This is a genomic window from Bacillus sp. GbtcB10 (assembly GCF_019091365.1).
GTDB classification, from domain to species: domain Bacteria; phylum Bacillota; class Bacilli; order Bacillales; family Bacillaceae; genus Bacillus; species Bacillus altitudinis.
In genome coordinates this window covers 1-240 of record NZ_JAGXJP010000355.1, presented here as the reverse complement: position 1 = coordinate 240, position 240 = coordinate 1, and the positions used below count along the sequence as shown (strand labels likewise).

General features: G+C 35.0%; 1 protein-coding gene. It reads left to right on the top strand.

The genetic code is table 11. The features are described 5' to 3' along the window. On the top strand, positions 1–240 hold a 240-nt coding region (locus tag KVT11_RS20480; RefSeq protein ID WP_217609209.1), incomplete at both ends, for a hypothetical protein.

Sequence of the window (240 nt, the reverse complement as noted above, 5' to 3'; positions counted from 1 at the left end):
CTAAAAGCGATTGTATACCATACAGATGAGGTAAGTGATTTATCAATAGAAGCGAAAAAGCATGTTTCATTTTTGAAAGTAGACGAAATCCCAATTGATGAAAAGGGATGTGTACAAATTGGCAAGCTACAAGACTTGCACAAAAATGTAGGGAAAACAGAAATGTTTCAAGAACCGCAATCAGAAGCGGAAAAAACGCTGGCTAAAATTTGGCGTGATGTATTAAAAGCAAATAAAATC